This window comes from Actinoplanes lutulentus (genome assembly GCF_003259845.1).
Taxonomy (GTDB): domain Bacteria; phylum Actinomycetota; class Actinomycetes; order Mycobacteriales; family Micromonosporaceae; genus Actinoplanes; species Actinoplanes lutulentus.
Genome location: NZ_QLMJ01000004.1, coordinates 123322 through 147375 on the forward strand (window position 1 = coordinate 123322; position 24054 = coordinate 147375).

The window sequence follows — 24054 nt, forward strand, 5'->3', positions numbered from 1 at the left end:
GGTGGTGGGGCACAACGGCGTGCTCCACCACTCGGTTCCGCGGTTATCCACAGTCGGGGGTTGTCCACAGGGCGCCCGGCGAAGATCACCATTTCCGGCCACACTGTCCGAGGGGGCTCCCCCAGGGAGGGTGGGCTTTTTTTTACGCCAGCGCCTGCGCGATCGCCACCGTGTGCTGATACTCCCGCCAGTTCGCCAGCTTGCCGTCCCGGGCCGTCAACACCCCGATGAACGGTGCCGCAGCGCTAACCCCGGTCCCCGTGTGGGTGCCGGCCAGTTCGTACTCCACGACGATCACCTCCGGGTCCGCGGTCTCGTGCACCACCACGTTCCGGCAGTCGTCGAAGCGCACCGGAAACGCAGCCCGCCCGGCCTCGGTGAAGGCCAGCACCCGCGCCTTTCCCTCAATCCGCCCCGGTCGCCCCGGCGCCGCGAACGGCGTCTCCACAATCACGTCGTCAGCGAGCATCCCGCCGTCGAAGGTCGTCTCGCCGGCCAGCCAGTGTGCCCGCATCCGCTCGAAGATCTCGCTGGGTGTCACGGCCGCGCTCCTCGCTAAGATGAGTCAGTACTCGACTTGTCCGAGGATAGTGAGTGGAGACTCATCTTGCTAGAGGGTCCACCTCTGCGCGCTGACGCTCAGCGCAACCGCGTACGCATCCTGGACGCCGCCGAGACGGTCTTCGCCGAGCTCGGCCCCGGCGGCTCGACCGAGGAGGTGGCCCGGCGGGCCGGCGTGGCCATCGGCACTGTCTTCCGCCATTTCCCCACCAAGGACGACCTGCTCGCGGCCATCATGAAACGCCTGCTCACCCAGCTCATCGCGGAAGCCGCCGAGCTCGGCGGACCCGACGGGCTGTTCCGCTTCCTGCGCGACCTGGTCGCCCAGGCCGCCGCGAAACGGTCCGTCGTCGACCTGCTCGCCCGCTCCGGCGTCGACGTCCGCCTGCCCGAGGTGGTGAGTCATCTCCAGGATGCCGTCGGATCACTGCTGAGCCAGGCCCAGGACGCCGGCACGGTGTCACCGGACGTGGCATTACCCGAGGTGATGGCGCTGCTCGTCAGCCTCTGCCAGGGCGCACTGCACGGCGGATGGGACGCCGGCCTTCAGGAACGTACCCTCGCTGTGGTCTTTGCGGGCTTGAGCCCGCGCTGAGCCGGCGCCGGACCGCCCAGGCCGGCATGCAGGAACGACGTGAGCGTCTCGATCGCCTCGTCGTCGGGGATCCGGCCGAGCATGTTCTCCGCGAAGGCCGCGATCGTCGTGGTGAACAGCGACGCCATGACGAGCCGATCGCCGGGCAGGTCGAGGCCGTCCAGGTGATCGGCGATGTGGTGCACGTCCGGTTCGAGCATCTCCTGGCTGCGCTGCGCGAACCCGGCGTCGACGATGGCCGCCTGCCGTAACGCCGTCATGATCGTGCCGTGCTCGCGATGGAAGTTCCAATACATCGCCACGTGCCAGCGGATCGCCTCGCGGTCGCGGAAGTCGGTGGAGTGCCCGGCCAGGCCGACGCCGGCGTCACCCTCGGCGAGCAGGTCCGCGAGCAGCGCTTCGAGCAGTTTCTCCTTGCTCGCGAAGTGCTTGTAGAACGAGCCGGTCGCCCGGCCCGCCTCCGCGGTGATCTCCGCGATCTTGGCGTTCAGGTAGCCCACCCGCGCGAAGACCCGGATCGCGGCCGCTTTGAGCTCCGCCTCGGTCGTCGCGGCCTGCTGCTGACGAATCCCCACTGCCACCTCCTTGACGGGAATCTACCAGCGATCCTATGGTGAACTCATGTTCACTGAATCAAGATTCACCGTAATCGTGGGCGCCGGGCCGACCGGGCTGACCCTGGCGCGAGTGCTGAGCCGGCACGGGGTGCCCTACCGGATCCTGGAGGCGTCACCCGGTCCGCCGGCGGGTTCGCGGGGCAAGGGCTTACAACCTCGTACGCTCGAAGTTCTTGACGATCTGGGGTTGATCTCGGATTTTCAGGCCATCGGCGGGCCCTATCCGTCGCTGCTGATCCACGCGCCGGGCGGCTCGTTCGCTCAGCGGATGGACGAGCTGCACGAGCCGACACCGTCCGTGCCGTACCCGAACATGCTGATGCTTCCGCAGTGGCTCACCTCGTCGCTGCTCGCTGATGGGGTGCCCGTCGAGTACGGAATCCGGGTGACCGATCTGGCCCAGGACCCGTCCGGTGTGCGGGTCACCCTCGACAGTGGCGAGACGATCGAGGCGCGCTATGTCGTCGGGGCCGACGGCGGGCGCAGCACGGTGCGCAAGGCGCTCGGCATCGAGTTCGAGGGCTCCACCCACGAAGAGGAACGGATGCTGATCGCCGACGTGTCGGTGACCGGCCTGGATCGCGATCACTGGCACATCTGGCCCGGCGCGTCAGCTTTCCGGCTCGGCCTCTGCCCGCTGCCGGGGACCGACCGCTTCCAGCTGACCGCGCCGGCCGGGTTGTCGGTGCCGGAGGCGGTGGCTTTCCTGGACCCGTCGATCACGATCACCGACGTGGGCTGGACGTCGGAGTACCGCGCCAACATGCGGATGGCGTCCCGCTTCCGCTCCGGCAACATCTTCCTGGCCGGGGACGCGGCGCACGTGCACTCCCCGGCCGGCGGGCAGGGGCTGAACACGGGCGTTCAGGATGCCTACAACCTGGGCTGGAAGCTGGCGTACGGGGGTTCGGCGTTGCTGGACACCTATGAGGCCGAGCGTCTGCCGGTGGCGGCCGGGGTGCTCGGCATCAGCACGCGTCTGCATCAGCGGCAGGTGGACGGAGATGAGGACGCCATGCGGCGCGATGATCCGGTGCTGCGCCAGCTGTCGCTGAATTATCGGGGCGGGGTGCTGGCGGCGGAGCACCGGGCGGGGATGGGCTCTGCGGGGCTGGGTTCTACGGCGCCGGGCTCTATTCGGGCCGGTGACCGGGCGCCGGATGCCGTTCTCGGTTCGGGGCGCCGGATGTTCGACCTGCTGCGCGGCCCGGAGTTGAAGCTGCTGACCTTCGGCTGGCCGGCCGGGTTGCCGGAGCTGCCGGATTCGGTGGTGGTGCATCGGCTGGAGCTGAACTCGGCCTACGACATCCAGGTGCCGACGCTGATGCTGATCCGCCCGGACAACTACGTGGGCTGCGCGACCCATGCCCCCGAAGACATCCTCACCTACCTGAAGCTGCTAACCGCCTGATCCGGCCGGACCGATCTTGCGAGGCTTGCCCTTTGACTTCGCCGACGCCGACGCCGATGCCGATGCCGATGCCGGCGCCGACGCGCCGGGATCAGGTCGCGAGCCGTAGCCCAGACGGGTTATCCAGCTTCCATTCCAGGTCTGAACTACGGCCGGCCGCGGTCGGCCGTAGTCCAGACACGTCACAGACCCGCCATTCCAGGTCTGAGCTACGGCTCCGCACCCCGGTAAGGGCCGACCGCCGTTCGTGAGCCCGACCCGCCACGAATAACGCCCGAACACCTTCCACCTACGTGTCGAGTTGAGGTCCGGATCGCACCCAAACTCGACACACTCTCGATCGGAGCGGAGGACTACGGCGCGGAGAGCTTCGACCCGACGATCGACCCCGGCCCTACGACCGGCGCCGCCGGCGGGGTGCGGAGGGCTGTCACCGTCACCACGAACGCCGCTGCCACGAAGCCCGCTGCCAGCAAGAACGCCAGGGAATAACCCTCGCGCAGCGCCGTCTCCGCGCTCACCCCGTCCGCCACCAGACCCGACGTCCGCCCCGCCGAGACTGCTGCCAGCACGGCCAGGCCCAGGGCCATCCCGGCCTGCTGGGCGGTGTTGTTCAGCCCGGACACCAGGCCCGTGTCCTCCTCCGACGACCCGGCCATCGACAGCATCATCACGGCCGGGACCGCCACGCCGATGCCGAGGCCCATCACGACCAGCGCCGGCAGCACATGCCACGCGTAAACCGGCGACGACGGCGCCTGCGACAGCATCACCAGACCGCCCGCCACCAGGGTCAACCCGCCCAGCAGGACCGGCCGTACCCCAAACCGAGACGTCAACCGGGCCGCCACCAGCAACGAGACCAGCCCGATCATCAGCGGCGTCGGCAGGAACGCCAGGCCGGTACGCAGGGCGTCGAAACCGAGCACCTTCTGCAGGAACAGCGTGTTGACGAACTGGAACCCCAGCCCCGCCGCGACGATCAGCAGCACCGCGCTGTTGGCCGCGAGCAGCCACGGGCGGCGGAGGAGGCGGAGAGGGATCAGCGGGCTGGGCGCGTACTTCTGGCGTACCAAGAAAGCAATGAGCAGCAGCAGCGCGAGCGCCCCGACCAGAATGAGTCCGTCGACGATCGCGTAGACGCCGGCCGAAAGGCCGGCGGTGATCAGGAGCGCGCCCGGAATGTCCAGGCCACCACCCACCACAAGAACGGAAACCGGCAGCAGCCGCAGACCGAAAATGAATGCGGCGATCCCGATCGGGACGTTGATCAGGAAGATGGCGGGCCAGCCGGCCAGGTCGGTGAGTACGCCGCCTACGACGAAACCGATCGCGGCGCCTCCGGCCTGGGTGAAGCTGAAGATGCCCATGGCTCGCGCCTGCGGGCCGGGCGCCGGGTAGAGGCGGACGATCATGCCGAGGATCACCGCGGAGGCGAACGCGCCGCCGGCGCCTTGCAGGAAGCGGCCGGCTATCAGCAGCTCAGCGGTGGGTGCGAAGCCGCAGAGCAGGCTCGCGACGGTGAACAGGGCCAGGCCGGCGAGGAAGACCCGGCGGGAGCCGATGAGGTCGCCGAGCCGGCCGGCGAGCAGGAGCAGGCCGCCGAAGGCCACCAGATAGCCGTTGATCACCCAGGCCACACCGGCCGGCGAGAAGCCCAGATCCTGCTGGATGGCCGGGATCGCCACGGCCACGATCGTGCTGTCCAGAACGATCATCAGGCTCACCGTGTTCAGCACAGCGAGCGTCGCGCCACGAGAACTCATAGCGCTACGCTAACAGATAATCCGATAGCGGACTATCTACAAGAAGATCACTTGCCCCGTGCCCGGCGGATCGGGCCCGGGCCTGAGTCACCGGCCAGCAACGTGAGCAGCTCCAGGAACGACTCCCGCTCGGACGGCGCCACACCCGCGAGGGCCTCGCCGTGCACCCGGTCGACGATCTCCTGGCCCTCGTCGGCGACCCGGCGGCCCTTCTCGGTGACCGCGATGATCCGGGCGCGCCGGTCGGTCACCGACGGGCGGCGCTCCGCGAGACCGCGTTTCTCCAGCTCGTCGACGGTGCTGACCATTGTCGTCTTGTCCATGAAGGAGAGCGCGGCGAGCTGGATCTGGGTCCGCTCCTCCTCCAGCGCGTGCAGCAGCACGCACTGCATGCGCGGCGTCAGATCAACCTCGGCGAGGGCTGCGGCGAGGCGGTTGGAGAGGGAGTGCCCGGCCGCGTTCAGCAGACCGGTGATGTCGCGCTGGGTGCGCTCGGGAGCAGCCATGCAGGCAAGTCTACCTGCGGATAATCCAGCAACAGACGATCAGCGAAGAGAGCGCCGAACGACGACGACCAGCTGCGCGAAGCCGACGATCTGCAGGACAAGCCACACGCTGACCGGCAGGAAAGCGGGAAGAGACAGCGCGCACACGAGCAACCCGACGATCGAGACCGATACCCGGGTAGGCCTCTCCCCCACCGTCACGGCGCCGATCTCCGCCATGCCACTGGCTGCCGCGCGGGCGCGGACATATTCATGAAGCCAGCTCGCCGCACCCGCCGCGACCACCAGCGGCCCGGGCGCGCCCGCCACCCAGAACGCGGCGAGCCAGCCCAGCTCACCCACCCGATCCGCGACCGAGTCATAAACGAACCCGGCCCGGCTCACCCGTCCGGTCACCACCGCCACCGCGCCGTCGAGCCCGTCCGCGACCGCCGCGAGCAGCACCAGCAGCGCACCCGCCACGAGACCGCCGCGCCCGGCCAGCGCCGCGAGCGGCACGGCCAGACACAAGATCACCCCGGCGATGGTCACCGTGAGCGGCGAGATCCGCTTACTGCCGAGAAAAGACCCGATCCTGTACGCGCAAAGCACCCAGCCTCGGACAAGAGGCGACGCCCGCCGTGGATCGAAGCCGCCGTGCAGCGCGGACCAGGCTGTCGCGTACTCGTCCCAGGTCACGATTCTTCTAGGCGGCTGTCGCGACCTCGGCAGGTGCCAGCCGCTGCCAGACCTCCCGGGTCGCGGTCGATCGATTCAGGGTGATGAAGTGGATGCCCGGCACACCCTCGTCGAGCAGCCGCGCACACATCTGGGCACACGTCTCGATGCCCAGCTCACGGATCGCGGCCTCGTCGTCGGCGACCCGCTCGAAACGCCGCAGCAGAGCCTGCGGGAACGGCGCGCCGGAGAGCTGCTGGGACCGCTCGATCGTCGCCATCCGGGTCACCGGCATGACGCCCGCCACGATCGGGGCGTCGCAGCCGGTCGCCGCGACCCGGTCACGCAGCCGCAGGTAGTCGTCGGCCTCGAAGAACATCTGGGTGATCGCGAAGTCGGCACCGGCCCGGCACTTGCGGACGAAGTCGCGGGTGTCGCTCTCCACGTCCGCCGAGCGGGGATGTTTGTACGGGAAAGCGGCCACCCCGACGCTGAAGTCGCCGGACTCCTTGATCAGCCGGACCAGGTCCTCGGCGTAGTGCACGCCGTCCGGGTGCCGCACCCACTCGCCCATCGGGTCGCCGGGCGGGTCGCCACGGACCGCGAGGACGTTGCGGACCCCGGCCCCGGCCAGCCGGCCGATCACGTTGCGCAGCTCGGCGACCGAGTGGTTGACCGCGGTGAGGTGAGCCATCGGCAGCAGCGTGGTCTCGGTGGCCACCCGCTCGGTGACCGCGACAGTGGTGTCCCTGGTGGTGCCGCCGGCCCCGTAGGTGATCGAGACGAAGCTCGGTTTCAACGACTCCAGCTCGCGGATCGCCTGCCAGAGCAGACGCTCGCCCTCATGGGTCTTGGGCGGGAAGAACTCGAACGAGAAGGTCGGCGCCGGCTCACGGATCAGCGCGCCGATCGACGGCGTGCCGGGCAGGCGGGAGGGAAGACCGAGAGACACAAACGCACTGTACTAGCGTCTGGGGCGTGACGACTTCACCTCTCGAGCTGGCCGGCCTGCGTCAACGGGTCGACAAGGCCCTTGCCGGGTTCCTGGCGACCCAGCGAGCCCGGCTACTGGAGATCGATCCGGCGCTCGACGAGGTGGCCGGGACCGTGTCGGCGTTCGTGCTCGGTGGCGGGAAACGGCTGCGGCCGGCGTTCGCCTACTGGGGGTTCCGGGGCGCCGGCGGCACCGACTCCGACGAGGTCGTCGCGGCCGTCAGCGCATTGGAGTTCGTGCAGGCCAGCGCCCTGATCCACGACGACCTGATGGACCGCTCGGACACCCGCCGCGGCGAGCCCTCGGTCCACCGGCGGTACGAGTCACGGCACATCGCCGCGGGCTGGCGTGGTGACGCGACCGGCTTCGGCGACTCGGCGGCAGTGCTCCTCGGCGACCTGGCGCTGGTCTGGTCGGACGAGATGCTGCACGGCTCCGGGCTGCCGCTGGCCGACCTGGCCCGGGCGCGGCAGGTCTTCGACCAGATGCGTACCGAAGTGACGGTCGGGCAGTACCTGGACGTGCTCACCCAGGCGACCGCCGACACGTCGCTGGAGCGCGCCGGCAAGGTGGCCCGGTTCAAGGCCGCCAAATACACAGTGGAACGCCCGCTGCTGCTCGGCGCGGCGCTGGCCGGCGGCGGCCCCGAGGTGTTCGCCGCGTACGCCGCGTTCGGCCTGCCGCTGGGTGAGGCGTTCCAGATGCGCGACGACGTACTCGGGGTCTTCGGCGACCCGGAGCGCACCGGTAAACCGGCCGGTGACGACCTGCGCGAGGGGAAGCGGACGTACCTGGTGGCGTCCGCGTTCGCCGTGATCGACGAGCCGGCCCGGGCCGAGCTGGACGCCGGCCTGGGCGCGCCCGGGCTGGACGACGCCGGGGTGGAACGGCTGCGCGCGATCATCCGGGACTCCGGCGCCCTGGCGGCGACCGAGTCCCGGATCGACACGCTGGGCGCCGAGGCCCTGGACGCGCTGAAGCAGGCCCCGATCGAGGACGAGGCCCGTTCGGTCCTGTTCGCCCTCGCCGAGGCCGCTACGCGCCGCCTCTTCTAGGTTTTTCTTTCTGAAGATCGTTCAGAAGCCCAGCGCCTGCGCACGGCGCTTGACCTCGCGTGCCTGCCACGTGCCGAGGGCGATCGCGGCATTGCCACCGAAGGCCTCATCCGGTTCGTAGAGCCACTTGAGGGCCTCTTCGTCGTTGTACCCGGCGTCGCGCAGCAAGTTGAGTACGCCGGGCAGATGCTTCTGGACGGTCTCGTTCGCCACCAGTTCTGACGGGACGAGCCGGACGCCGTCACGCCGGACGGCGAGCAGGCCGCCGTCACGGATCAGCTGGTGCACCTTGCTGATCGACAGGCCGAGCTTCTCGGACACGTCCGGCAGGGTGATCCATCCGGCCGGGCCGGCGATTACGGGTTCGCTCACTCGTACAGCGTGCCAGACCAGATCGGAGAACTGTTGATGAGCCTGTTGCGGAGGATTCGCGGCGAAGTCGCCGGGGCGTGGCGTTCGGTCGGTTATGACCTGGGCCGGCGTCCTTCCGAGGCGGAACCGGCGGAGATCAGAGAGCTGGACGTCACGTCGACCGGGATGAACACCTTCCCGGGCGCGCTGGTCGACCTGCCCTCGTCGCCGCTGAGGACCGACGCCACCCCACCGAGGCGATTTGTCGCGGTTACGGTGTTCTGCCTACTTGCTATGTCCGGGGCGACCGGTTCGTACTTCGTCGCCACCAGCATTTTCAGCGCGCCGACCGGCAACGTGGCCGAGTCCGCCGAGTCCGCTCCGCAGGCCGCCGCCGAACGGCCGATCCCGGTGGATCAGGCCGCCGGTGGCGAGGCCGGGATGGGTTCCGCGCTGCGGCCGGCGGGGAAGCCGCGGACCACTCCCCCGTCGGCGTCCCCGACGGTTGCCGGCGCGGCCGGCACTGTCGGCACTGCTGGCGCGGCCGGCCCTCAGAAGCCTGTCGCGAAAGTCACTCGCGGCGTTCCCGCCGATGCGGCCGCGCCGGCCACCTCGCGCCAGGAGCGCCCGACGACAGTGGCTCCGGAGCGGACCCGGATCACCGAGTCGCCGTGCGACTGCATGACCCCGCCGGTGCCCACCCCGACGGCTCAGCCGGTCGGCACCTCGCCGTCAGCGTCGGTCCGGCCGTCTGAAAAACCCGACAATTCAACCTCCCCGGCGCCCAGCGGCTCTGTGGGTCCCGCCCCGAGCGACGCCGGCGACGGGCATCACCGTCGCCGCGCACACCGGAATTAGCCGGATAAATCATGCTTCAGGGGGTGGGCCGGGCACGGCCTGGGACAAGTCGTCGCAGGTCAGCGCCGTCCAGGTACCCGTTTGGACTCAGCTATGACATCCTGGTCTACCCCCACGGGAAAGACACATACACTTCACGCCGATGGACACGACAGTCGCCGATACGTTGATCGGCACAACGATTGACGGGCGCTACCGGATCACCGGTCGCGTGGCCCGTGGTGGCATGGCGACCGTCTACCGCGCCACCGACGAGCGACTCGGGCGCGATGTCGCGCTGAAGATCATTCACCCGTCGCAGGCAACGAACGTCCACTTCGTCGACAGGTTCACCGACGAAGCGAAGACGATCGCCCGCCTCAGCCACCCCAACGTCGTCGCGGTTTACGACCAGGGCCGTCACCAGGGTCTTCCCTACCTGGTGATGGAGTTCGTGCAGGGCCGCACCCTGCGCGACGTGCTCAGTCAGCGCACCAAGCTGAGCCCGGTAGAGGCCGTCGCGATCCTCGAGCAGATGCTCGCCGCGATCGCCGCCGCCCACCGCGCCGGCCTGGTCCACCGGGATGTGAAGCCAGAGAACGTGCTGGTCGCCGAGGCGCCCAGCGGCGGCAGCGCCAACCTGGTCGACGCCGTGGTCAAGGTTGCCGACTTCGGTCTGGCCCGGGCCATCGAGGCGAGCACCGTCGACGACTCCGGGCAGCTGATGGCCACGGTGGCCTACGTCGCTCCCGAGCTGGTCCAGACCGGCCAGGCCGACGCCCGCACCGACGTCTACTCGGCCGGCATCGTGCTCTTCGAGATGCTGACCGGCCGGGTGCCGTTCGACGGCGACGACCCGGTCGAGGTGGCCTGGCAGCACGTCGACAACGACGTGCCCGCCCCGTCAAGCGTCGTCCCCGGCTCGCCGGTGGTCCTCGACAAGCTGGTCGCCCGGGCCACCCGGCGCGACCCCGGCGCCCGCCCCACCGACGCGGGCGCGCTGCTCAGCGAGGTGCAGGCGGTCCGCGACGGCCTCGGCGCGGCGAACGTGGAGACGGCGCTGCTGCGCCAGATCCCGTCCCGCCCGATCCCGGCGGACGCCACCTCGATCGTCCCGGCCGTGCCGGCCGCCGACGCGACCGCGTTCGTGCCTCCGGTGCCCGGGGGTTCGTACCATCAGGCCTCGCACCGGCCCTCCTGGGCCCGGCTGCCGGAGCAGGGTGGTGGCGGCCCGCACACCGCGCCGCACCGCCGTTCCGTCGCGCCGTCCGGCGGGTTCTTCGCCGACCGGCGCCGCGTCGTGCTCGCCTCGTTGATCGCCGTGATGGCGCTGGTCATCATCGGCAGCACCTGGTGGGTGACGGCCGGGCGTTACTCCGAGGCACCGACCCTGCTCGCCATGCCGCTGGCGCAGGCGCAGGCGCACGCCGAGGAGAAGGGCTTCGAGTTCCTCGTCGGCGACGGTGTCTACAGCGACACCATCCCGAAGGACTCGGTGGTCACCCAGAGCCCGGGCGCCCAGGAGAAGATCGTCAACGGCGACACCATCACCGTGAACCTCTCTCTCGGCCCTGAGGTGCACCCGGTCCCCGACCTGGTCGGCGTCGAGCTGGCCAACGCCAAGGGTGAGCTGGAAGGCCTCGGCCTCAAGGTCAAAGAGGGCAAGGCCCAGTACAGCGAGACCGCTGCCGAGGGCGTCGTCCTCTCCACCAACCCGAAAGCCGGGACGCAGCTCAAGCCGGGCGAGACCGTCACGGTGGTGCTGAGCCGGGGCCGCGCCCCGATAACGATCCCCGACCTGACCGGTCTCAACATCAACGACGCCCGCGCGCAGCTGGCGGCGAAGGGTCTGACCAGCGTCGAGCGGTCCAAGGACAGCGACGAGCCGGCCGACACGGTTCTCGGCCAGTCACCCAAGGCCGGCACCGGCGTGGAGAAGGGCGCCGAGGTCACCCTCGACGTCAGCAAGGGCCCGCCGCTGGTCATCGTCCCGGACCTGACCGGCCAGCCCTGCCCGCAGGCACAGGCCACGCTCCAGGGGATGAACCTGCAGGTCCAGGTCAACTTCAACCCCAACGGTACGGTCCAGGCGCAGAACCCGGGTGGCAACACCCAGGTGGCGCCGCAGAGTGTGGTGCAGCTTCAGTGCTTCTAGACCGCCGTATCGGGTCGCACACGAAGACGTCGGGCGGGCTGGCGAAAGCCGCCCTCCCGTACGTCGACGCCGCCGGCTCGGAAACACTGCAGGTGTACGTCTCCAACTCGCGGGGCTGGGCTCTCCCGGCCGGCGACCCGAAACAGGACGTCCTGTTCCGGGACGGGTGCGGTGAGCGCGGGATGCCGGCGTTCATCCACGCGTCGCTGCTGGTGAACCTGGGCTCGCCCACCGAGCTGACCGTGGAGCGCTCGATCGCGACCCTGGAGCACGCGCTGCTGCGGGGTAAGGCGATCGGCGCGACGGCTGTGGTCTACCACGCCGGCAGCTCGGTCGACGAGGCTCACGCCGACAAGGCCATGCACCAGCTGCACGAGTCGCTGCTGCCACTGCTCGACCGGGCGGCGGCCGAGGGCCTGCCACGGCTGCTGGTCGAGCCGAGCGCCGGCGGCGGCCGCAGCCTGGCGTCGAAGGTGCAGGACCTGGAGGCATACCTCGAAGCGGTCGAGGGCCACCCGTGGCTCGGCGTCTGCTTCGACACCTGCCACGCCTGGGCGGCCGGGCACGACCTGGCCACCCCGGGCGGCATGACCGAGACCCTGGACGCCCTGGTCATCGCGGCCGGCCCGGGCCGGCTGCAGCTGATCCACGCGAACGACTCGAAGGATGCCTGCGGCTCGACCCGCGACCGTCACGAGACGATCGGCAAGGGCACCATCGGGGCGGCGCCGTTCGCCGAGCTGTTCGCCCACCCGGCCACCACCGGCGTCCCGATCATCGTCGAGACCCCGAGCGTCGAGCATGAGGGCCACGCGGCCGACATCGCCCTGCTCAAAACCCTGCGGGATTCGCCGGCCGGTCAGTAAGACGAGCGGCGAGCCAGGCCGCCGGCTCGTCGCCGGTCCGGGTTGCCGGCGCTCGCAGCATCTCGACCCGGTGGACCAGCCGGGGTGTGCCGACCGGCACGCCCCGCAGCCCGGTCCGCCCGGCCAGCACCGACGCCGGCAGCAGCGCCAGCCCGTGCCCGGCCGCGACCAGTCCGAGCAGGACCGTGACGTCGGCACCCTCATACCGCGGACCTTTGGACACCGCGGTGCCGGCCCTCGCGACCTCGGACACCGTGACGCCGGCCGGTGCCACCTCGGGTGCGTCGATCCAATACGCGTCGGTCAGGTCGGCCAGGTCCAGCGCGGCCCGGCCGGCCAGCGGGTGCCCGTCCGGCACCGCGACCACGGCCGGGTCCTCGGCGATCCCGGTCGCTCCGGCGCCGCCGGGTTCGGGCAGGCGCAGCGGGTCACTCGGCGCGGCGAACCCGTCGACCAGCCCCAGATCGATCTTCCCGGTGGCGGCGTCCGTGACGATCCGGTCCTTCCCCGCGGTGATCACCCGGAACCGGAGCCGGGGCATCGCGGCACGCAGCCCGGCCAGCGCCGCGGCGACCTGCCCGGACCACGCGAGCGGTGTCAGTCCGAGGGTCAGCCGCCCGGGTGGTGCCACGGCGCGGATCACATCGGCGCGGGCGGCTTCGAGGCGTACCAGAATGAGCTGGGCGTGCCGCAGCAGCCGCTCGCCCGCCGGGGTGAGCGTGACCGGGCGGCGGGTGAGCAGCGGGGTGCCGAGGTCGGCTTCCAGGGCCGCGATCTGCTGGGAGACCGCGGACTGGGTGTACCGCAGCCGCTGCGCGGCGAGCGAGAAGGAGCCGGTCTCGGCGACCGCGACGAAGGTGCGCAGCAGGTTCGGATCCACATCACGAATGCTAATGCCGCAGTCACTGATCATCGTTGGACGCGATGCCGGGATCGGCCGAGGATGTCCACATGAAGACGATCGCCCTGGTCGGAGACCGTTCACCGGCCGTACGCGCGCACACCCGGATCCCGCAGGCGCTCGACGCGGTCCGGGAGCTCGAACAGCTGGATCTGGACGTGTACTGGGTGCCGACCACGGCGGCCGCGGAACCTGACGCACTGAACGGTTTCGATGGCATCTGGTTGACGCCCGGTAGCCCGTACCGAAATGAAGCCGGCGGCATCGCCGCGGCCTGGACCGCACGCAGCGCCGGGATTCCGTTCCTCGGCACCTGCGCCGGCTTCCAGCACGCCATGCTCGAGTTCGCGCGCGGGGTCTGCGGCCTGAGCGACGCGCGGCACGCGGAGAACGAGGGGCCCGCCGGCGAGGATCTGATCGTGGAGCTGTCCTGCTCGCTCGCCGGGCATGAGGCGGCCGTCGATCTGGCGCCCGGATCGCTGGTGGAGCGGCTGATCGGCGCGTCCCGGACCGTCGAGCGGTACCACTGCGCCTACGGTCTCGCGGCCGGCAGCCTGGACCTGCTGCGCGCGCACGGCATGCGTTTCACCGGGCACGACGACGACGGCGAGGTACGGGTGGCCGAGCTTCCCGGCCACCCGTTCTTCCTCGTGACGCTCTTCCAGCCGGAGCTGGCCGGCGACGACCCGCACCCGCTGATCCGCGGTTTCGCCCGGGCCGTCGCTCTCAAGACCCCCTAGTTCTGGGTGTACGCGAACGCCGCGGCCGGAGTGAAACGGCTCGGGGTGCCGGCGGCGGAGGTGAAGGCGACCACCACCGGGCCGGGCTCGGCGGCCGGCGGGACCACACAGAAGAACTGCGGGTTCGTGGTGCTGCCCTGCCGGACGCAGTCGGCGTCCTCGCCGCCGAACGTGAAGCCGGTGGCCCCGCTCGGGTTCGCGCCGGACACCTTGACCATGGTGGTGATGCCGCCGGCAAGCGGGCTGGACTTGACCGTCAGGTTGGTCACCACCGGCGCCAGGGTGACCGTGGCCGGGGCACCGGTGATCGTGTCGTGCACGACGGTGAGCTGCGCGGACTCGGCGGCGGTGGTCGGTACGTTGATCTTGAGGCGGCTCGCGTCGACCCAGGTGGCGGAAAGCTTGGTCTTGTTGTCGAGCAGCACCGAGACGAGTTCGGCGCTGAACTCCTTGGCGGTCGCGCCGAGCGTCCCGCCGGTGACGGTGAGCACGAGCGGGCCGCCGCTGGCCTTGGCGGTCAGGTTCCCGGAGACGCCGAGCGGGCTCCGGTAGGTGATCCGGCTCCGGGGTGACGCGGCGCTCTCGGCAGAGCCGGACGCGACGCTGATCGGGGTGAGGCCGTTCGTGCCGACCGGCGCCACGGCGGTGATCTTGGTGGCCGAGACGATGCTGAACGAGGTCGCGTCGGTGTTGCCGAAGCTGACCGAGTCGACGCCGGTGAAGTTCGTGCCGGTGATCGTCACGGTGGCGCCGCCGACCGTACTGATCTTGTTGGGGGTCACCGTGGAGACGGCGGGGGCGGCGACCGCGGCCGATGCGGAAACACCGGTGACGGCCAGCAGTGCCATGGTCGCGGTTACCGCGGCGGCGCCGCGGAGCAGGTTGTTCACGGTGTCACCCATCAGTCGAGGTCGGTGTAGCTGAACATCGCGGCCGGGGTGAACCGGCTGGCCGTGCCGCTGCCGGCGGTGAAGCTGACCACCACCGGGCCGGCCTGGGCCGCTGACGGCACCGTGCACAGGAAGTTCGTGGCGCCGGAGGCGGTGCAGGTGGCGGCGGCGCTGCCGAACGTGAAGCCGGTCGCCACCCCCGCGCCGGCCACCGTGATCTTGACGGTCTTGCCGCCGGCGAGCGCGTCGCTGGTCACCGACATCGCGGTGATCACCGGGACCACGTTCAGCGTGGCGGCCGGACCGTCGAGGGAACCTCGCACGATGCGCAGATCCATCGTTCCGGACATCCGTGACGGCAGGTCCACCCGCAGCCGGGTCGCGTCGACCCAGACGGGCGTGAGCGGGTTCTTGACGCCGGTGACGCGTACCTTGATCTGCTCGGCGGCGAACTCGGCGGCGCTGGCACCGAGCGTGCCGCCGGCGATCGTCAGGACGTGCGAGCCGCCGCCGGCCCGGACGAACTGATCGGTGGCGACGACGCTGAGCTCGCCCCGGTAACCGACCTTCGCGGCGTCGCTGTCCGGGCTGACGCCGGCCGCTGTGGTGATCTTGACGCGGGCCGGGCCGGCCGCACCGGGCGGCGCCCCCGCGACGATCTGGGTGGCCGAGACCACCTCGAAGAAGGTCGCGGGAACATCGCCGAACATGACCGCGTCCGCGTCGGACGGATCCACGCTGAGGAAACCGGCACCGGTGATCGTCACCTCGGAGCCGCCGGCCGTGCCGATGATGGCCGGCGAATTCCGGCTGATCTCCGGGAGGTAGGTGACGGTCCCGGTGGAGGCCGGTCCGGCGTACCCGTTCTGCACGAGCCGGATCGGGACCGCCCCGGTCCGAGCGGACTTCGGAACGGTGATCCAGACGTGCTCGGCGTCCTTCCAGGCGGCCTCGGTGGAGAGGTCACCCACCTTCGCGGTGACCTTCAGGGCGGCGAAGGCGGCCGCCGTGCTGCCGGCGCTGCCCGTGGCGACCGTGGCGAGGACCCGGGAGCCACCGGTGGCGGCGGCCGTGGTGTCGTCGATCTCGGCGGCCAGGGTGGTGCGGTACCCGAAGGTCGCGGCGCCGGTGTTGGTCCCGAGGATGTTGACCACGTTGACGGCGACGTTCCCGGCCGTTCCCGGCGGCACCATCGCCACGATCCGGGTGTCCGAGGTGACCACGAACATCGATGCCGGCACACCGCCGAACGTGACCGAGCCGGGATAGGTGGCGTCGACCGTCCGGAAGTTCTGGCCGGTCAGGACGACAGGTGTGCCGCCCTCGATCGGACCGGTGGCCGGGGAGACCCCGGTGATCACCGCGCGGGTGAGAGCCGGCTTGGTCAGCGTCGGTGACGGTGTCGGGTCGCTGGCGGCCCCGGCACGCGGCCGGGTCTGTCCTGCGGAGTAGGCGGGCTGGGCGATGAGCAGCCCGAACCCGGCGACGGTGGTCACGGCGGTGGCGATGGCGGAGGCCCGGCGGGCACGAGATCGGTTTCTCATAGCGAGGGCACTTATCGGCGGTCCGGCCGGGCACTTGAGGCCCGGCCGGCAGACAACGGGTCAGTTATCGGTGTACGAGAACAGCGCGGCCGCCGTGTAGACGCTGTCCACGTCGGTGCCCGAGGTGAAGCTCACCGCCACCGGACCGGCCTCCTCGGCGGCCGGCACCCAGCAGATGAACGAGGGACTCGCGACGCTGCCCTCCTTGGTGCAGTCGGCCGGGTTCTCGCCGAACATGAAGTCGGTCGAGTCGCCGATGCTGGCGCCGGCCACCTTCACGACGGTCTTCACCCCGCCCGCGAGGGTGCTGTATCGCACGCTGAGGCTGGTGATGACCGGGGCCAGGGTGATCGTGGCCGTGTCGCCGACGATTGAGTCGTGCACGACAGCGACCTGCGCCGTGTCGGCCGGGGTGGCCGGCACGGTGATCTTCAGATGGGTCGCGTCGACGTACGACGCCGTGACCTTGACCTTGTTGACCAGCACCGAGATGGCTTCCTTGGCGAACTCCTGAGGGGTCGCGCCCATCGTCCCGCCGGTCACCGTGAGCACGAGCGGGCCGCCGGCGGCCTTGGCCACCGGGTCGCCGGAGGTGTCGATGCCGAGTGGTGCGCGGTACGTGACAACGCTGATCTTCGTGACCAGGCTGTCCCCTTCCGCAGCGGCGACGACCACCGGTACGGCACCGCTGAGCCCCTCCGGCGCCACTGCGGTGATCTTGGTGCTGGAGACGACGGTGTACGAGGACGCCGGTGCGTCGCCGAAGCTGACCCCGGAGACATCGGTGAAGTCCTTGCCGACGAGCGTCACGGAGGTGCCGCCCGCGGTGCTGACCCGCGACGGGCTGATGCCGGAAATCGTCGGCCGGCCGACCTGCTGAGCCGCGCCGGTGGTGATGGCGGAACCAAAGGCCACGCCGCCGGCGGAACCAGAAGCCACGCCGCCGGCGGCACCGAAAGCCGCGCTGGACGCCGCACCGGTGAGGACGAGAGCGCCTGCCGCCACTGCGGCCGCGCCACGAAGGATGACGTGCACGGTGACCCTCTCAGTCGAGTTCTGAATAGCTGAATGCCGACGCCGCGGTGTAGCGGCTCGATGTGCCGCCACCCGTCTTGAAGCCGACCGCCACCGGACCGGCAGCGGTGGCCGCCGGGACGGTGCAGACGAACGCGGTGGTGGTCCGAGGTGCCGGCTTGCAGGTGGCCGGGTTCGCGCCGAACGTGAAGTCGGTGGCCGAGTCGGTACCGGCCACCGAGATCTTCACGGATTTGCCGCCGGCGAGGGCGTCGCTGGTCACCGACATGTTGGTGATCACCGGCGCGACCGGGAGCGTGGCCGAGGGCCCGGCCGTCACGTCCTGCAGGATGGTCAGGGTCAGGGTGTCGGTGGTCATCGACGGCAGGTTCACCCGTAGGTGGGTCGAGTCGACCCAGGCGGTCTGCAGCTTCGTGGTGCCCCACTTCACGCTGATCTTCTCAGCGGTGAACGCCTTCGAGCTGTCACCGACCGTGCCGCCGGTGACCGCGAGGGTGTGCTGACCGCCGTTCGCCCGCAGGAACTGGGTGCCGCCGGCGTTGTCGAAGGTGAGCGGGCCCCGATAGATGAGCTTGGCGGCGTCGGAGGCGCGCGACGCACCGGTGGCGGTGGCGACCTGCACCGGGACGGTACCGGCCTCCGCCTCCGGGATCACGGCGTTGATCTGGGTGGCCGAGACGATGGTGAACGAGGTCGCCGGTGCGTCGCCGATGGTCACCGCGGACTCGTCGGTCTCGTCCACGCCGAGGAAGCCCTCCCCCACGATCTGCACGGTGGCGCCGCCCGCGGTGCTCACCCGGGTCGGCGACACCCGGGTGATCACCGGGTAGTAGTCGACAGTGCCGGTGGAGGGCGGACCGGCCACACCGGCCTGGATCAGAGTCACCGTGGCGGAGGCCGCAGTGCCGGTCGGCGGGACGGTGATCCGCACGTGCGTGGCGTCCACCCAGGCGACAGTGGCGCTCTCCTCGCCGACGGCGGCGCTGATCCGCATGCCCCGGAACGCCGCGGCGGTGGCGCCGATGGTGCCGCCGCTGACCGTACCGATGATCTTGGCGCCGCCGGCCGCGCTGGCCTGGACGTCCGCGATCTCGACGCCGAACCCCTGCTGGTAGGTGAACTTGCCGGTCGACTCGCCGGAGCCGTCCGAGCCGGTCACCTTCACGGTCACCGGGCCGGCCGTGCCGGGCGGGCTGACCGCGGTCAGCTCCTTGTCCGACCTGATCACGAACTTGGTCGCCGCGACATCGCCGAACGTGACCGCGTCCGGGTTCGTGCGATCCAGCGTGAGGAAGTTCGTCCCGCGCACGGTGACGGCGGTGCCGCCGGCCTGTGCGCCGCTGGTCGGCGTGAAACTCGTGACCGTTGGGAGGGCGAGGACGCCGGCCCGGGCCGGTGAGGACGCCGGGGCGCCCGCGGCCGCGAGGACCGCGCCGGGATGCACCACGACCACCGAAAATCCGGTGACCGCGGCGGCGACGATAGCGGTGGCCCTGCGGGCCCGAGTTCTGTTACCCACGAGGACCCTATCGGCCGCCGAGGCCCCGAATTTTGCCTAATCCGGCGAGCAGCCTGATCAGGCCAGCAGCGAGCTGAGCACGTCAATCGCGTGATCCACCGCGGCGTCGTCGACGTCGAGGTGGGTGACCAGCCGCGCCGTGCGCGGCAGCATCGCCGCGATCAGGACGCCCTGCTTGGCTGCCTCCGCAGCCAGCGTCGGCGCGTCCAGCGCCGATTTCGACAGATCCAGGGGTACGAGGTTCGTACGCACCCGGTCCGGCTCCACGACGCCGAACTCGGCGAGTGCCTCGGCGATCTGGTGTGCCCGCTCGTGATCCTCGGCGAGCCGCTGCACGTGGTGGTCGAGCGCGTACCGGCCGGCGGCCGCGAGGACGCCGACCTGGCGCATGCCGCCGCCCATCCGCTTGCGGAGGATCCGGGCGCGGGCGATCTTCTCCCGGCTGCCGACCACGAGCGAGCCGATCGGCGCGCCGAGGCCCTTGGAGAGGCAGACCGAGAGGGTGTCGAAGAGCGCGCCGTACTCGGCGAGCGGCACACCGTCGGCGACGTGCGCGTGCCAGATCCGGGCCCCGTCGCAGTGCAGGGCGATGCCGTGGGCGTCGGCGGCCGCGCGCAGGTCCTGCAGCACCGAGAGCGGGACGACGCCGCCGCCACCGAGGTTGTGGGTCTGCTCGACGGCGATCGCCGAGGTCGGCACCGACGGATATCCGGCCGGGCGGATCATCCCGGCGATCCGCTCGGGGTCCAGCGCGGCGCTGTCCGGGCTCCAGGTGCGGGTGGAGATGCCGCCGAGCATGGCGGCCGCGCCCAGTTCGTACGTCACGACGTGCGCGTCGGCCCCGGCCAGCAGCTCGCCGCCGGGCGCGACGACGAGCTGGAGCGCGATCTGGTTGGCCATCGTCCCGGACGGGGCGAACAGTGCCGCCTCGTGCCCGAAGAGGGCCGCGACGTGCAGTTCCAGCGCGTTGACCGTCGGGTCGTCGCCGAAGACGTCGTCGCCGACGGCCGCGGTCGCCATCGCCTCCCGCATGCCCGCGGTGGGCCGGGTGACGGTGTCCGAACGCAGGTCAGCCACGGAGCATCTCCGCGACCAGGAACGCCAGCTCCAGGCTCTGCTGGGTGTTCAGCCGCGGGTCGCAGGCGGTCTCGTACCGGCCGGGCAGGTCGAGGTCCTCGATGCCCTGTGCGCCGCCGAGGCACTCGGTGACGTCCTCGCCGGTCAGCTCGATGTGAATGCCGCCCGGGTGGGTGCCGAGGCCGCGGTGCACCTCGAAGTAACCGAGCACCTCGTCGACGACCCGGTCGAAGTGGCGGGTCTTGTACCCGTTCGAGGACTCGTGGGTGTTGCCGTGCATCGGGTCGCACTGCCAGACGACCTTGGCGCCGGTCGCTGTCACCTTCTCCACGATCGGGGGAAGGGCGTCGCGGACCTTGCCGTTGCCCATCCGGCTGATCAGCGTGAGCCGGCCCGGGATGTTCTCCGGGTTCAGCTTCTCGCAGAGCTCGATCGCGGTCTCCGGGCTGGTGCCGGGGCCGAGCTTCACACCGATCGGGTTGGCGATCCGGCTGATGAAGTCGATGTGCGCGTGGTCGAGCTGCCGGGTCCGCTCACCGATCCACAGGAAGTGGCCGGAGAGCCCGTACGCCTTGTTGTCCGAGACCCGGGTGAGCGCCCGGTCGTACTCCAGGGCGAGCGCCTCGTGCGAGCAGTACAGGCTGACCGTGCGCAGCGCCTCGGCGTCGGTCATGCCGCAGGCGCGGATGAAGTCGAGGGCGCGGTCGATCTCGCGGGCGATCGCCTCGTAACGCTCACCGGCCGGCGAGGCACGGACGAAGTCCTTGTTCCAGTCGTGCAGGCCGTTCAGGTCGGCCAGGCCACCGGCGAGGTACGCCCGCAGCATGTTCATGGCGGCCGCCGAGTTCGCGTACGCCCTGATCATGCGCTGCGGGTCGGCGACGCGGGCCGCCTCGTTCGCGTCCAGCGAGTTGATCAGGTCGCCCCGGTACGCCGGGAGGCCCAGCGAGTCGGTCAGCGACGACCGCGGCTTGGTGTACTGCCCGGCGACCCGGGCCACCTTCACCACCGGCATCGACGCGCCGTACGTCAGCACGACCGCCATCTGGAGCAGCGTGCGCGCGTTGGCGAGCAGGTGGCTCTCGGTGTTGTCGGCGAAGGTCTCGGCGCAGTCGCCGCCCTGCAGCAGGAACGCCCGGCCCTCGCAGACTTCGGCGAGCTTGACCCGGAGCTGGTCCACCTCGTACGGCGCGACGATGGACGGGACGTTGTCGAGGACCTTGCAGACCTCGGCGACCTCGTCCATGTCCTGCCACGGCGGCATCTGCAGACGCGGCAGGCTGCGCCAGCGGTCGAGGCCGAGGGCCTCGTCCTCCGCGGAGTCGGTGGAGGGGCGGGACGTCTGCAGTGCCGGGTTGCCCACCCCCGGATGACTGAGCTGGTGCCACTCACGGCGCATAGGCAAAGCGTACGGAAGAGGGGCACCGAGCTTGCGCCCGGTGCCCCTCTGTCTCACTACCTAGCTATTACAGGTTGCCCTTGATCGCGGTGATCAGCTCACCGTTGGTGGTGTCACCGGAGAGCTCCCAGAAGAACGCGCCGCCGAGACCCTGGTTCTTCGCGTAGGTCATCTTGCCGGCGATGGTCGACGGGGTGTCGTAGCTCCACCAGTTGTTGCCGCAGAAGGCGTATGCCGTGCCGCCGACGGTTCCGGTGGCCGGGCACTTGGTCTTGAGGACCTTGTAGTCCTCGATACCCGCCTCGTAGGTGCCGGTGGCAGCGCCCGTGGCCGAGCCGCCCGGCGCCGCCTGGGTGACCCCGGTCCAGCCGCGGCCGTAGAAGCCGATGCCGAGCAGGATCTTGGCCGCCGGAACGCCCTTGCTCTTCAGCTTCTGGATCGCGGCGTCGGAGTTGAAGCCGGCCTGCGGGATACCGGTGTACGAGGTCAGCGGCGAGTGCGGGGCGGTCGGGCCCGCGGCGTTGAACGCGCCGAAGTAGTCGTACGTCATCGGAAAGACCTTGTCGAGCTTCGCGATGCCGGAGGCGTAGTCGGCGACGTCGAGCTTGCCGCCGTTGCTGCCGTCGGCGGAGATCGCCGAGGTGATCAGGTTGCTGGAGCCGAACTTGGTGCGCAGCGCCGAGATGACGTTGGCGTACGCGGCCGGGCCACTGGTGTCACAGGTGAGACCACAGGCGTTCGGGTACTCCCAGTCGACGTCGATGCCGTCGAACACGTCGGCCCAGCGCGAGTCCTCGACCATGTTGTAGCAGGACTCGGCGAACGCAGCCGGGTTCTTGGCCGCGTCGGAGAAGCCACCGGACCAGGTCCAGCCACCCATCGAGTAGATGACCTTGAGGTGCGGGTACTTCGCCTTCAGCTTGCGGAGCTGGTTGAACGAGCCACGCAGCGGCTGGTCCCAGGTGTCCGCGACGCCGTCCACGCTCTCCGCGGCGGTGTACGCCTTCTCGTAGTCCGCGTACGAGTCACCGATCGAGCACTTGCCGCCCGTGGTGTTGCCGAACGCGTACAGGATGTGGGTCAGCTTCGAGGCGGAACCCGACGTGTCGATGTTCTTCACGTGGTAACCGCGGCCGTAAACGCCCCACTCGGCGAAGTAGCCGACGACCCACTTGCTGCCGGTCGGCGGGTTCGTGGTCGGGCTGGTCGTCGGCGGCGTCGTGGGCGGCGTCGTCGGCGTGGTGGTGGGCGGCGTGGTGGGGGTCGTGGTCGGAGTCGTCGTCGGCGGCGTGGTCGGCGTGGTGCCGCCGTCGCAGACGCCGTTGTCGATCCAGACGGCCCACTGGGTGCTGTTGGTCGCCGGGGACTCGTTCTGGGTCCACCACTTGGCGGTGTAGTTATGGCCGCTCTGCGAGGCGACGTTGTCCTTCACATAAACGGCGGTGGAGCTCCAGGGGGTGGCGCATGCTGCGGCGGCTGACGCGGACACGACCGGGACCGCGACACTTGCCGCGAGCACGACCGCGCCGGCGAAGATCGCCCGGCGGGCGGTTTTCTGCACGGGGATGTCTCCTCAAACAGTTAGGAAACTTTCCAAAGAGAGGGATGCAGAGACCGTAGTCACATCGATTAACAACAGTCAAGCAAGGTGGGGACCTTTAAGGTCTGTTTAACATCGGGAAGCTGGCGATGACGGCGTGCGTTCATACGGGCACTGCGCGTAGTCTTAGATCATGACCATCTTCGACGTCAGCATTGGCGCCCCCACCCACTGCGCGACCGATTTGGACTATCCCCGCCGATGAGCATCCACGTGATCGGGGTCGACGCGTACGCGCTCGGCTGGGTCGGCGTCGAGCTCCGGGACGGCGCCTTCGGGCGCGCGGTGCTGGCGTCCACTCTCTACGAGATCGTCGCGGGCAGCTCCGGCGCCGCGGTGATCGGCGTCGACATCCCCCTAGGCATGCTTCCCGACCGATGGCGATCCGCCGACACCCTCGCCGCCGACCAGCTCGGACCACGCCGCAGCAGCGTCTTCCGGGTGCCACCCCGTCCGGTCTGGATGGAGCAGGACTTCACCTCGGCGAACCGGCTCTGCCGCGAGCTGACCGGCGCCGGCCTGAGCCGCCAGTCCTGGGCGCTGCGGCCCAAGCTCCTGGAGGCGAACGCCATCTGGGAGAAACACCCGAGCCTGCTCTTCGAGGCCCACCCCGAGCTGTCCTTCCGGACCATGGCGGGAGAGCCTCTTCCGTACGCTAAAAAGACCTGGAGCGGTCAGGCCCGGCGCCGGGAGCTCCTGGCCCGTAACGGGATCGTCCTCCCGGACCAGCTCGGCCCGGCGGGGCAGGCGCCGCCGGACGACATCCTGGACGCCGCCGCGGTCGCCTGGACCGCGCACCGGGTCGCGACCGGCACCGGGCTGAGCCACCCGAGCCCGCCCGAGGAGGACAACGGCTCGCGGATCGCCATCTGGTATTGATCCACTTTCGGCCGTGGAGCGCGGATTGTAGCCTTTCGGTTACGATCCGCGCTTCCGTCGTACAGGCGGATCACCGGCGAGCGTCTACTTTGTAAACTG

The 24054-nt window shown here is 70.3% G+C and carries 23 protein-coding genes; 8 read left to right on the forward strand and 15 right to left on the reverse strand.

Features of this window, described 5'->3' with window-relative positions; all coding sequences use genetic code 11:
* Positions 1-142: 142 nt before the first annotated feature.
* Positions 143-541, reverse strand: a complete 399-nt coding sequence (locus B0I29_RS10840) for a nuclear transport factor 2 family protein (RefSeq protein WP_111648797.1) — start codon at positions 539-541, stop codon at positions 143-145.
* A gap of 66 nt (positions 542-607) precedes the next feature.
* Between B0I29_RS10840 and B0I29_RS10845 the strand changes: the two genes are divergently transcribed.
* Positions 608-1156 (forward strand): TetR/AcrR family transcriptional regulator, encoded by a 549-nt coding sequence (locus tag B0I29_RS10845; RefSeq protein ID WP_245972435.1) that lies wholly within the window; start codon positions 608-610, stop codon positions 1154-1156.
* Here B0I29_RS10845 and B0I29_RS10850 read toward each other — a convergent pair.
* Positions 1108-1731, reverse strand: a complete 624-nt coding sequence (locus B0I29_RS10850; RefSeq protein ID WP_220091303.1) for a TetR/AcrR family transcriptional regulator — start codon at positions 1729-1731, stop codon at positions 1108-1110. The genes B0I29_RS10845 and B0I29_RS10850 overlap by 49 nt on opposite strands.
* 46 nt (positions 1732-1777) lie before the next feature.
* Here B0I29_RS10850 and B0I29_RS10855 point away from each other — a divergent pair, with 46 nt between their 5' ends.
* A complete protein-coding gene (locus B0I29_RS10855) occupies positions 1778-3184 on the forward strand; it encodes an FAD-dependent monooxygenase (RefSeq protein WP_111648799.1) in 1407 nt (468 codons plus the stop codon).
* A gap of 353 nt (positions 3185-3537) precedes the next feature.
* On the opposite strand, the gene B0I29_RS10860 is transcribed toward B0I29_RS10855, so the two are convergent.
* The 4 genes from B0I29_RS10860 to metF are packed head-to-tail and all read right to left on the reverse strand — an operon-like array spanning position 3538 to position 7065.
* Positions 3538-4950 (reverse strand): MFS transporter, encoded by a 1413-nt coding sequence (locus B0I29_RS10860; protein WP_221401740.1) that lies wholly within the window; start codon positions 4948-4950, stop codon positions 3538-3540.
* A gap of 47 nt (positions 4951-4997) precedes the next feature.
* On the reverse strand, positions 4998-5456 hold the full coding sequence (locus tag B0I29_RS10865) for a MarR family winged helix-turn-helix transcriptional regulator (RefSeq protein WP_111648801.1): 459 nt from the start codon (positions 5454-5456) through the stop codon (positions 4998-5000).
* A 39-nt stretch (positions 5457-5495) separates the two neighbouring features.
* The gene (locus B0I29_RS10870; RefSeq protein WP_111648802.1) at positions 5496-6134 is read right to left on the reverse strand and encodes a CDP-alcohol phosphatidyltransferase family protein; all 639 of its coding nucleotides are present in this window, start codon (positions 6132-6134) and stop codon (positions 5496-5498) included.
* A gap of 7 nt (positions 6135-6141) precedes the next feature.
* Positions 6142-7065 (reverse strand): methylenetetrahydrofolate reductase [NAD(P)H], encoded by a 924-nt coding sequence (metF, locus tag B0I29_RS10875; protein ID WP_111648803.1) that lies wholly within the window; start codon positions 7063-7065, stop codon positions 6142-6144.
* 26 nt (positions 7066-7091) lie between these two features.
* On the opposite strand from metF, the gene B0I29_RS10880 reads away from it, so the two are divergent.
* Positions 7092-8162, forward strand: a complete 1071-nt coding sequence (locus B0I29_RS10880) for a polyprenyl synthetase family protein (RefSeq protein ID WP_111648804.1) — start codon at positions 7092-7094, stop codon at positions 8160-8162.
* Positions 8163-8183: 21 nt separating this feature from the next.
* Here the strand turns inward: B0I29_RS10880 and B0I29_RS10885 are convergent, their stop codons facing one another.
* Entirely contained in the window at positions 8184-8534 is a 351-nt protein-coding gene (locus B0I29_RS10885) for an Rv2175c family DNA-binding protein (RefSeq protein ID WP_111648805.1), read from the reverse strand.
* 36 nt (positions 8535-8570) lie between these two features.
* On the opposite strand from B0I29_RS10885, the gene B0I29_RS10890 reads away from it, so the two are divergent.
* From B0I29_RS10890 to B0I29_RS10900, 3 genes are all read left to right on the forward strand, one after another.
* On the forward strand, positions 8571-9371 hold the full coding sequence (locus B0I29_RS10890; RefSeq protein ID WP_146616760.1) for a hypothetical protein: 801 nt from the start codon (positions 8571-8573) through the stop codon (positions 9369-9371).
* Positions 9372-9513: 142 nt separating this feature from the next.
* Positions 9514-11505 (forward strand): Stk1 family PASTA domain-containing Ser/Thr kinase, encoded by a 1992-nt coding sequence (gene pknB / locus B0I29_RS10895; protein WP_111648807.1) that lies wholly within the window; start codon positions 9514-9516, stop codon positions 11503-11505.
* Positions 11496-12371, forward strand: a complete 876-nt coding sequence (locus tag B0I29_RS10900) for a deoxyribonuclease IV (RefSeq protein ID WP_181557762.1) — start codon at positions 11496-11498, stop codon at positions 12369-12371. Before pknB ends, B0I29_RS10900 begins: the two co-directional genes overlap by 10 nt.
* Here the strand turns inward: B0I29_RS10900 and B0I29_RS10905 are convergent.
* Positions 12337-13251 (reverse strand): LysR family transcriptional regulator, encoded by a 915-nt coding sequence (locus B0I29_RS10905; protein ID WP_111648808.1) that lies wholly within the window; start codon positions 13249-13251, stop codon positions 12337-12339. The two genes, B0I29_RS10900 and B0I29_RS10905, sit on opposite strands and share 35 nt — an antisense overlap.
* A 71-nt stretch (positions 13252-13322) precedes the next feature.
* Here B0I29_RS10905 and B0I29_RS10910 point away from each other — a divergent pair, with 71 nt between their 5' ends.
* Positions 13323-14012: a CTP synthase C-terminal region-related (seleno)protein gene (locus B0I29_RS10910; RefSeq protein ID WP_111649149.1), complete on the forward strand. Its 690-nt coding sequence runs from the start codon at positions 13323-13325 to the stop codon at positions 14010-14012.
* On the opposite strand, the gene B0I29_RS10915 is transcribed toward B0I29_RS10910, so the two are convergent.
* From B0I29_RS10915 to B0I29_RS10945, 7 genes are all read right to left on the reverse strand, one after another.
* Positions 14009-14914, reverse strand: coding sequence for an IPT/TIG domain-containing protein (locus tag B0I29_RS10915; RefSeq protein ID WP_111648809.1), 906 nt, complete (start codon positions 14912-14914; stop codon positions 14009-14011). The two genes, B0I29_RS10910 and B0I29_RS10915, sit on opposite strands and share 4 nt — an antisense overlap.
* Complete coding sequence (locus tag B0I29_RS10920; protein ID WP_111648810.1) at positions 14914-16446, reverse strand: IPT/TIG domain-containing protein; 1533 nt, start codon at positions 16444-16446, stop codon at positions 14914-14916. Before B0I29_RS10920 ends, B0I29_RS10915 begins: the two co-directional genes overlap by 1 nt.
* Positions 16447-16506: 60 nt before the next feature.
* The gene (locus B0I29_RS10925) at positions 16507-17481 is read right to left on the reverse strand and encodes an IPT/TIG domain-containing protein (protein ID WP_111648811.1); all 975 of its coding nucleotides are present in this window, start codon (positions 17479-17481) and stop codon (positions 16507-16509) included.
* A 10-nt stretch (positions 17482-17491) separates the two neighbouring features.
* Positions 17492-19000, reverse strand: coding sequence for an IPT/TIG domain-containing protein (locus B0I29_RS10930; RefSeq protein ID WP_111648812.1), 1509 nt, complete (start codon positions 18998-19000; stop codon positions 17492-17494).
* Between the two features lie 57 nt (positions 19001-19057).
* Complete coding sequence (locus B0I29_RS10935) at positions 19058-20077, reverse strand: threonine aldolase family protein (protein ID WP_111648813.1); 1020 nt, start codon at positions 20075-20077, stop codon at positions 19058-19060.
* Entirely contained in the window at positions 20070-21476 is a 1407-nt protein-coding gene (locus B0I29_RS10940) for a class II 3-deoxy-7-phosphoheptulonate synthase (protein ID WP_111648814.1), read from the reverse strand. The genes B0I29_RS10935 and B0I29_RS10940 overlap by 8 nt, the downstream gene beginning before the upstream one ends.
* Positions 21477-21543: 67 nt before the next feature.
* Positions 21544-23037 carry a glycosyl hydrolase family 18 protein gene (locus tag B0I29_RS10945; RefSeq protein ID WP_111648815.1) on the reverse strand — a complete coding sequence of 498 codons (1494 nt, stop codon included), beginning with the start codon at positions 23035-23037 and terminating at the stop codon, positions 21544-21546.
* A gap of 240 nt (positions 23038-23277) precedes the next feature.
* On the opposite strand from B0I29_RS10945, the gene B0I29_RS10950 reads away from it, so the two are divergent.
* The gene (locus B0I29_RS10950) at positions 23278-23955 is read left to right on the forward strand and encodes a DUF429 domain-containing protein (protein WP_111648816.1); all 678 of its coding nucleotides are present in this window, start codon (positions 23278-23280) and stop codon (positions 23953-23955) included.
* Positions 23956-24054 lie beyond the last annotated feature (99 nt).

Excerpts from the sequence above, each read along its gene's own strand:
- B0I29_RS10950 (WP_111648816.1), top strand. The coding sequence starts at position 23,278 with ATGAGCATCCACGTGATCGGGGTCGACGCGTACGCGCTCGGCTGGGTC.
- B0I29_RS10940 (WP_111648814.1), bottom strand. The coding sequence starts at position 21,476 with ATGCGCCGTGAGTGGCACCAGCTCAGTCATCCGGGGGTGGGCAACCCG.
- B0I29_RS10915 (WP_111648809.1), bottom strand. The coding sequence starts at position 14,914 with ATGGGTGACACCGTGAACAACCTGCTCCGCGGCGCCGCCGCGGTAACC.
- B0I29_RS10855 (WP_111648799.1), top strand. The coding sequence starts at position 1,778 with ATGTTCACTGAATCAAGATTCACCGTAATCGTGGGCGCCGGGCCGACC.
- B0I29_RS10910 (WP_111649149.1), top strand. The coding sequence starts at position 13,323 with ATGAAGACGATCGCCCTGGTCGGAGACCGTTCACCGGCCGTACGCGCG.
- B0I29_RS10865 (WP_111648801.1), bottom strand. The coding sequence starts at position 5,456 with ATGGCTGCTCCCGAGCGCACCCAGCGCGACATCACCGGTCTGCTGAAC.
- B0I29_RS10860 (WP_221401740.1), bottom strand. The coding sequence starts at position 4,950 with ATGAGTTCTCGTGGCGCGACGCTCGCTGTGCTGAACACGGTGAGCCTG.
- B0I29_RS10920 (WP_111648810.1), bottom strand. The coding sequence starts at position 16,446 with ATGAGAAACCGATCTCGTGCCCGCCGGGCCTCCGCCATCGCCACCGCC.
- pknB (WP_111648807.1), top strand. The coding sequence starts at position 9,514 with ATGGACACGACAGTCGCCGATACGTTGATCGGCACAACGATTGACGGG.
- B0I29_RS10890 (WP_146616760.1), top strand. The coding sequence starts at position 8,571 with ATGAGCCTGTTGCGGAGGATTCGCGGCGAAGTCGCCGGGGCGTGGCGT.